This is a genomic window from Isoptericola sp. NPDC056578, from assembly GCF_042793275.1.
Classification (GTDB): domain Bacteria; phylum Actinomycetota; class Actinomycetes; order Actinomycetales; family Cellulomonadaceae; genus Isoptericola.
Map to the genome: position 1 here is coordinate 1 of NZ_JBHTVC010000103.1, position 7740 is coordinate 7740.

The following is a 7740-nucleotide window of genomic DNA, read 5'->3' on the forward strand; positions in this document are numbered from 1 at the left end:
CCTCCGAACGCCGAACAGGCGGTTGCTCCCGCTCTCACGCGCCGTGACGCGCGAGAACGGGAGCAACCGCCTGTTCGGCGCTGAGAGGGTCAGCCCCCGAGCACGGCCTTGAGGAACTCCTGGGTGCGCTCGTGCTTGGGGTGCGTGAACATCGTCTCGGGGTCGGCCTCCTCGATGATCTTGCCGTGGTCGAACATCAGCACGCGGTTCGAGACGTCGCGGGCGAACTGCATCTCGTGGGTCACGAGCAGCATCGTGATGTCCGTGGTGCGGGCGATCTCGCGGAGCACGCCGAGCACGTCGGCCACGATCTCCGGGTCGAGCGCCGAGGTCACCTCGTCGAGCAGCAGGATCTCCGGGTCCATGGCGAGCGCCCGCGCGATGGCGACACGCTGCTGCTGACCGCCCGAGAGCTGGTTGGTCTTGAAGTCCCGCTTGTCGGTCATGCCGACCTGCTCGAGCAGCTCCTCCGCCCGCTGGACCGCCTCGGCCTTGCTCTTGCCGAGCACGTGGATCGGCGCCTCGATGATGTTCTCCAGCACGGTCATGTTGGGGAACAGGTTGAACTGCTGGAAGACCATCCCCACCCGGTTGCGCACGACACGGCGCCGCTTCTCCGGGACCTCGACCCACTTGTCGCCCTTGTACTCGTGCGTGTAGGGGTCGCCGTCGATGAGGATGAGCCCGCCGTTCGCCTCCTCGAGGGTCATCAGCAGGCGCAGGATCGTCGTCTTGCCGGAGCCGGACGGGCCGATCAGCGTCACGCGGTCGCCCTGCGCGACCGAGAAGTTCAGGCCGTCGAGCACCACGTTGTCGCCGAAGCGCTTGGTGACGTCGCGGAACTCGATGGCAGGGGTGCCGTTCGAGGTGTTGCTCATGTTCTGGCTCCCAGGGGAGGTCGTCGGGTCAGGCAAGGCGCGTCTCCATCCGGCGTACCAGCAGCGACGTCGGGTAGCTCACCAGCAGGAAGAGCAGCCCGACCAGGGTCAGCGGCTCGATGTAGGAGAAGTTCAGGGCGCCGTACTGCTGGGCGGCCTGGTACATCTCCACGACCGTGATGGCGAAGAGGTACGGCGTCTCCTTGAACATGGAGATCGCGTAGTTGCCCAGGCCGGGCAGCGTGTTCCGGATCGCCTGCGGCAGGATGACGGCCCGCCAGGTGCGCCCCTTGGGCAGGTTCAGCGCGGTGGCCGCCTCCCACTGGCCGCGCGGCACCGCCTCGATGCCCGCCCGGTACACCTCGGACATGTAGGTCGCGTAGTGCACGCCGAGCACGCCGAACCCGATCACGAGCGGCGGGATGTCGACGAGCAGCAGCCACACGAAGACGAGCTGCACCAGCAGCGGCGTCATGCGGATGAAGTCGACGACGAACCGCAGCGGCGCGCGCACCCACCGCGTCGGTGCGCGCATGGCCAGGGCGATGAGCAGCCCGAGGATCGAGGCGATCACCATGCCCACGACCGTCGCCTCGATGGTGATGACCAGGCCGCGCAGGAGGGCCGGCAGGACCTCCCACGCCGTGTCCCAGTTCCAGATGGCGTCGTCGTTCATGCCACACCCCCCTTCACGCGGGCGATCTCCGTCGGGACGCCCGGCTTGAGGCCGAAGACGTCACGCAGGCGCGGGCGCGTGCCGCGGCCGAGCCGGCGCTTGGCCCGCTCCTCCAGCCAGTTCATGCCCCACGTGAGGACGTACGCGATCACGAAGTAGATGACGAGACCGACGCCGTAGCTGAAGAAGGTGTCCCTCGTGTCGCGCTGCAACTCGTCGATCCACCAGTACACGTCGTGCAGGGTGATGTAGAACGCCAGGGCCGAGCCCTTGAGCAGCTGGATCAGCAGGTTGGCGAGCTGCGGGATCATCAGCGCCCACGCCTGCGGGAAGATCACGCGGCGCACCTTGTGGAACGCGCCGAGGTTGAGGGCCGTCGCGGCCTCCCACTGGCCGGTCGGGACGGACTCGATGGAACCGCGCACCACCTCGGCGGCGTAGGCGCCGTAGTTGAGCCCGAGCGCGACGATCGCGACGGCGAGCGCCTCCATCTTGAACCCGAACACCGGGAGCACGTAGAAGAGCCAGAAGATCTGGACCACCAGCGAGGTGCCCCGGAAGAACTCGATCACGACGCGGGAGGGGCCGCGCACCCACAGGGAGCGGGTGCGCGATCCGAACCCCAGCACGAGCGCGACGAGCATGGCGAGGGCGGCACCGCCGATCGTCATCTCGAGCGTGACGACGACGGCGTTGCCCAGGTGGGGAAGACGGTCGATCAGTGCCTGGAAGTCATCCGACATGTGGTCAGGAATCCAGCCCCAGCTCGTCGGAGATCTTCGCGAGGTCGCCCTCGCACAGCATGTCCGCGGTCAGGCCGGGCGGGGGGTACTCCGCCTCGGTGAAGCCGAACGGCTCCATGATCTCGAGCCACTTGTCCTTGTCCTCGAGGATCGGCGTGAGCTTCTCGTTGTACGCCTCGAGCAACTCGGTGTCGCCCTTGCGGAACACCTCGGCACCCGCGCCGACCTGCGACACGCCGTCGATGGTCGCGACGAACGCGTCGGTGGCCTCGACCGGCTCGTCGGTGCTGTCGGCGAGCGCCCGGATCGAGATGCCCGTCAGCGCGAAGGCGTCGGCGCGGCCCGAGACGACGGCGTTGAGACCGTCGGTCGAGTCGCCCACCGTGATCGTCTTGACGCCGGTCTGCTGGGCGTAGCCGTCCTCGATCGCGCCGCTCGTGACGGCGATGGTGAGGCCGGAGTCCTCGACGGACTGCCAGTCCGTGAGCTTCTCGGGGTTGCCCTCGGGCACGAGGAACGCCGTGGTGTACATGATGGTCGGCTCCGCGAACGCCGCCTGCTCGCAGCGCTCCGGCAGGATCGACATCCCCGCGCTCACGGTGTCGTAGCGGCCGGCGTTCAGCCCCGGGATGAGCGAGTTCCATTCGGTCTGGGTGCCCTCGACCTCGGCGACCCCGAGCTCGCCGAAGACCTCCGTGTCGAGCGCGATCGTCGCGCCCGTGAGCTCGTCGCCCTCCTTGTAGCTGTAGGGCTTCTCGCCGTTGAACGCGACGTTGACGGTGCCGGCGTCCTTGAGCGTCTCGACCGTCGTGCCCGCGCCGCCACCCGATCCGCCGTCGTCGACGCTCGAGCAGGCGGCCAGCGCGGTCATGGTGAGCACGGAACCGGCTGCGAGGAACGCCCGGCGGCGCTTCGTGGTCCTGGTGGACGACACGGTGTCTCCCTTCGTCGCCCGGCGAGAGTCCGCGCCGGGCCGTTGGTCTGGACGGTGCGACACCGTAGCCGTGATGCCGACGCTACGACAATCTATGTATCCACATGTCGGATTGTCTACAATCAGCGAGGGCGCGCCGCCACGACGCGCTCCGTTCGGCGTCGTCGCAGGTCAGCGCGGCGTTGCCGGGACGAACGACCGCCTCGGACGGGCTCGGCACGCCCGAAAAGGCGGTCATGCCATGGTCACAAGAGGGTCACGATCTGGCGGGAGGCCGCGGCGCGGGATGATACGTCCCGGTCGGACGGCCCCCGACCGCCTGGAAGGAGAGCAGATGACCCCATCGTCGCCGGCCCCCGTCGGAAGCGCGCCGTTCCTGTCGCCGGTGACCCGCCCGTCGACGGTCGACCTCATCACCGTCGAGCTGCGCAACGCCGTCTACTCGGGCGCGCTGCCGGTCGGATCACCCATCCGCGAGGTCGAGATGTCGAGCCAGCTCGGCGTCAGCCGCGGGCCGTTCCGCGAGGCCGCGCAGCGCCTGGTGCAAGAAGGGCTCCTGCGCTCCACCCCCGGCCGCGGCCTCAGCGTGGTGCGCATCGGCGCCGACCGGGTGCGGGCGCTGTACGAGGCGCGCACGACCGTCGAGACGTCGGCCGCGCCCCTCGCCGTCGAGCGTGCCACCCCGGCCCAGGTCGCCGCCGTCCGCGCCGCGCACGACGCCCTCGTCGACGCCGAGCGCAGCGAGGACGCGCGCCGCGTGGGCGACGCCGACCTCAACGTGCACTGGTCGATCGTCGCCGCGAGCGGCAACCCCTGGCTGCTGCGCTGGATGACCACGCTCATCGTGGAGGTCCGGATCGCGAGCTTCACGGTCAGCGAGGACTACGCGGTCCGCAAGGACGCCGCCGAGTCGCACGTCGAGCTGGTCGAGCGCTTCGAGGCCCGCGACGCCGACGGCCTCGTCGCCGCGATCCGCACCAACCTCGACGACGCCGTCGCCCGACTGCTCGAGCCGGAGACCATCGCGGTCGAGACGTTCGACGAGCCCCGCCCGTCCCCCGCCCCGCGGCTCGACCCGATCACCCCGACGTTCCCCGAGCCGTAGCCGCTCACGCCCCGGGCCGGGCGGCGAGCTGCGCGCGGCGCCCGGCCTCGTACTCCTCGGCCCGCCACGAGGTGACCCCGGCGACGACGATCCCCGCCGGGCGGCCGTCGTCGCCGGGCAGCACCTCGACCGGCTCCCCGGGCGCCCCGAACCCCGGCTCGACCGGCAGCCGCAGGGCGTCGCCGTCGACGACGAGCCGCTCCGCGCCGGCCAACGGGTCCTCCCGACGCGGATCGACCAGCCACAGGTCCCGGCCCAGCCGGACGAGGTCCGTCAACCCCCACAGGTTGGCGAACCGACCGGTGCTGCGGCCCAGGGCCGCGACCTCGTCGGCCGTGGGCTCGCCGGCGTCGAGGGCGGTCGCGACCAGCGCGAACAGACCGGTCGCGATCGTGTCGGCGGGGCCGTCGACCGCGTTCGTCAGCACGGACACGACGACGCCCCCGGCCGGGTCGGCCCAGGTGCGGCTGAGCTGGCCCGGGAACGCGCCGCCGTGCCCGACCACGCGGCGCCCCTCGATCTCGCGCGTCTCGAAGCCCAGGCCGTAGCGCCGCGGCCGGGCGTGCGGGCGGTCGATCGCCGACTCGTCCCGCTGCAGCAGGCGCCGCGTCTCCGGCCGCAGCAGGTCCGAGCCGTCGGCGTGCGCCGCGAACCACCGCGTGAGGTCGGACGCCGTCGAGGAGAACCCCGTCGCCGCGGCCAGCGCCCCCGTACGCACGGGAGCGACCGGCAGCCGACCGTCGTCGGCGACGCCCAGGGCGGAGTGCCCGACGACGGCGGGCACGCCGTCCCCCACCTCGGGGGACGTGTGGTCCAGCCCGAGCGGGCCGAGGAGATCGTCCCGCATGTGCCGGCCGAACGGCGTCCCCGTCACCGCCTCGACCACCAGCCCCAGCAGCCCGTAGGCGAGGTTCGAGTACTTGAACGTCTCGCCGCGGCCGAGCACCGGACCGTCGGCGCGCACCGCCGCCACCAGGGCGTCCCGCCCCGGGAACGGCGCGCCGAGCTGCCAGAAGTCGGCGTCGGTGCCGTCGCGCCGCACACCGCCGGTGTGGCCGAGCGCCTCGCGCAGGGTCACCCGCCCGACGGCGGCGCCGGCGAGCTCGGACAGGTGCGCGTCGAACGGATCGTCCAGGCGCAGCGCACCCCGCTCCGCGAGCCGGGCCACCGCCGTCGCCGTGAACGTCTTGGAGTGCGACGCCACCCGGAACACGTGGTCCGTGCGCAGCGGCTCCCCGGTGGTGACGTCCGCGACGCCCCACGCGCCCTCGAGGACGGTGTCGTCCCCGAGGCGGACCGCGTACTGCACGCCGGGCACGCGCGCGAAGCCGGCCTGCGTGCCGACCCAGGCGGCGAGGTGGTCGGGGTCGAACGGCTGCGGGGTCGCGGGCTCCGGCGTCATGGGCGACACCCTGCCACGGCGGTCGCGCCGTGCGCCCGCCGATGAGTTCCGCGTCGGTGGGCCGTCCTAGCCTGGTACGTGACGCACGTCACCGACACCCCGGGAGCTCCCATGTCCGCGTCAGACCCCGGCCCGCCGCGCGACGACCTCGCCGTCGACGCCCGAGGGCTCGTCAAGCACTTCACCACCCGCAAGCAGGTCACCAAGGCCGTCGACGGCGTCGACCTGCGGATCCCGACCGGCAGCGTCTTCGGGCTGCTCGGCCCGAACGGCGCCGGCAAGACCACGGTCGTGCGCATGCTCGCCACGCTGCTGCGCCCCGACGCCGGCACCGCCCGCGTGCTCGGGCACGACGTCGTGGCCGACGCCGACGCCGTCCGCTCCGCCGTCGGGCTCACCGGCCAGTACGCGTCCGTCGACGAGGACCTGACCGGCACCGAGAACCTGCTCATGCTGGCCCGCCTGTACGGGTTCACCGGGACGGCGGCACGGCGGCGCGTCGAGGGGCTGCTCGACGCCTTCAGCCTGTCGGACGCCGGCCCCCGGCAGGTCAAGACCTACTCCGGCGGCATGCGGCGCCGCATCGACCTGGCCGCGTCGCTGGTGCTGGCCCCGCGCGTGCTGTTCCTCGACGAGCCCACCACCGGGCTCGACCCCCGCAGCCGCAACCAGGTGTGGGACATCGTCCGCGTGCTCGTCGCGGACGGCGCCACCGTGCTGCTCACCACCCAGTACCTCGAGGAGGCCGACCAGCTCGCCGACCGCATCGCCGTCATCGACCACGGCACCGTCATCGCGGAGGGCACCTCCACCGAGCTCAAGCGCTCCGTGGGCCAGGGGGCGGTGTCGTTGCGGCTGGCCGACGCCGGCCAGCGGTCGGCCGCGGCGAGCGTCGTCGAGAAGGTGCTGGGCACCGAGCCCACGCTGCCCACGGACCCGTACGCCCTGTCGGCCCGCGTGCCCGACGACGGGGCGGACTCGGTGGCGCAGCTGCTGCCCGCGCTCGGGGAGGCGGGCATCGCCGTGCCGGAGTTCACGCTCGGTCAGCCGAGCCTCGACGAGGTGTTCCTGACCCTGACCGGCAAGCCGCTGCCGGCCGACGACGCCGCCGAGCCCGCCGACGCCCAGGAGGTGTCCCGATGACCACGTCCGCGGAACCTGCCGAGATCGCGACCACGACGTTGCGCCAGGCCGTGGCGCTCACCGAGCCACCCGCACGGCCGTCCGCGCTCTCGATGACCCTGACCTTCGGGTGGCGCGCGCTGCTGAAGATCAAGCACGTGCCCGAGCAGCTGTTCGACGTGCTGGTCTCCCCCGTGATCTTCACGCTGATGTTCACGTACCTGTTCGGCGGCGCGCTCGCCGGGTCCACGTCGGCCTACATCCAGTTCCTGCTGCCCGGCATCCTGGTGCAGACCATCGTCATCGTCACCGTGTACACGGGCTACACGCTCAACACCGACATCACCAAGGGCGTCTTCGACCGCTTCCGCTCGCTCCCGATCTGGCGGCCCGCGCCCATCGTCGGCGCCCTGCTCGGCGACACCGTGCGCTACTCGATCGCATCGGTCATGACGATCGGGCTCGGCCTGATCCTCGGGTTCCGCCCCAACGGCGGGGTGGTCGGCGTCGTGCTCGGCGTGCTGCTGCTGCTCGTCTTCGCCTTCTCGCTGAGCTGGATCTTCACCATCCTAGGGCTGCTGCTGCGCACGCCGAACGCCGTCATGGGCGTGTCGATGATGGTGCTGATGCCGCTGACGTTCGCGTCGAACATCTTCGTGAACCCGTCGACGATGCCCGCCGCCCTGCAGCGGTTCGTCGAGATCAACCCCGTGACCCACCTCGTCACCGCCGTGCGGGGGCTGATGGCCGGCACCCCCGACGGCGGCGAGATCGTCTGGGTGCTCGTCGCCTCCGTCGTCCTCACCGCCGTCTTCGGCCCGATCACCATGCACCTGTACCGCACCCGTCACTGACGCCCGCCGTGAGCATGGTTCTGGCC

The 7740-nt window shown here is 71.6% G+C and carries 9 protein-coding genes; 3 read left to right on the forward strand and 6 right to left on the reverse strand.

Annotated elements, in window-relative coordinates; genetic code table 11:
- Positions 1 to 89 precede the first annotated feature (89 nt).
- The 5 genes from ehuA to ACFQ80_RS22215 all read right to left on the reverse strand — a co-directional run bounded on the left by ehuA (position 90) and on the right by ACFQ80_RS22215 (position 3469).
- Positions 90 to 878 carry an ectoine/hydroxyectoine ABC transporter ATP-binding protein EhuA gene (gene ehuA, locus ACFQ80_RS22195; protein WP_430565166.1) on the reverse strand — a complete coding sequence of 263 codons (789 nt, stop codon included), beginning with the start codon at positions 876 to 878 and terminating at the stop codon, positions 90 to 92.
- Between the two features lie 28 nt (positions 879 to 906).
- Entirely contained in the window at positions 907 to 1554 is a 648-nt protein-coding gene (gene ehuD, locus ACFQ80_RS22200; protein ID WP_430565167.1) for an ectoine/hydroxyectoine ABC transporter permease subunit EhuD, read from the reverse strand.
- Positions 1551 to 2297, reverse strand: coding sequence for an amino acid ABC transporter permease (locus tag ACFQ80_RS22205; protein ID WP_430565168.1), 747 nt, complete (start codon positions 2295 to 2297; stop codon positions 1551 to 1553). The genes ehuD and ACFQ80_RS22205 overlap by 4 nt, the downstream gene beginning before the upstream one ends.
- Before the next feature lie 4 nt (positions 2298 to 2301).
- The gene (locus ACFQ80_RS22210) at positions 2302 to 3231 is read right to left on the reverse strand and encodes a transporter substrate-binding domain-containing protein (RefSeq protein ID WP_430565169.1); all 930 of its coding nucleotides are present in this window, start codon (positions 3229 to 3231) and stop codon (positions 2302 to 2304) included.
- A gap of 82 nt (positions 3232 to 3313) precedes the next feature.
- Entirely contained in the window at positions 3314 to 3469 is a 156-nt protein-coding gene (locus ACFQ80_RS22215; RefSeq protein WP_430565170.1) for a hypothetical protein, read from the reverse strand.
- A 96-nt stretch (positions 3470 to 3565) separates the two neighbouring features.
- Here ACFQ80_RS22215 and ACFQ80_RS22220 point away from each other — a divergent pair, with 96 nt between their 5' ends.
- Positions 3566 to 4336, forward strand: a complete 771-nt coding sequence (locus ACFQ80_RS22220; protein WP_430565171.1) for a GntR family transcriptional regulator — start codon at positions 3566 to 3568, stop codon at positions 4334 to 4336.
- A gap of 4 nt (positions 4337 to 4340) precedes the next feature.
- Here the strand turns inward: ACFQ80_RS22220 and ACFQ80_RS22225 are convergent, their stop codons facing one another.
- Positions 4341 to 5738, reverse strand: a complete 1398-nt coding sequence (locus ACFQ80_RS22225) for a serine hydrolase domain-containing protein (RefSeq protein WP_430565172.1) — start codon at positions 5736 to 5738, stop codon at positions 4341 to 4343.
- Positions 5739 to 5849: 111 nt separating this feature from the next.
- Here ACFQ80_RS22225 and ACFQ80_RS22230 point away from each other — a divergent pair, with 111 nt between their 5' ends.
- Together ACFQ80_RS22230 and ACFQ80_RS22235 are read left to right on the forward strand one after the other, a co-directional pair.
- Complete coding sequence (locus ACFQ80_RS22230) at positions 5850 to 6881, forward strand: ATP-binding cassette domain-containing protein (RefSeq protein WP_430548664.1); 1032 nt, start codon at positions 5850 to 5852, stop codon at positions 6879 to 6881.
- Positions 6878 to 7714 carry an ABC transporter permease gene (locus ACFQ80_RS22235; RefSeq protein ID WP_430565173.1) on the forward strand — a complete coding sequence of 279 codons (837 nt, stop codon included), beginning with the start codon at positions 6878 to 6880 and terminating at the stop codon, positions 7712 to 7714. The genes ACFQ80_RS22230 and ACFQ80_RS22235 overlap by 4 nt, the downstream gene beginning before the upstream one ends.
- Positions 7715 to 7740 lie beyond the last annotated feature (26 nt).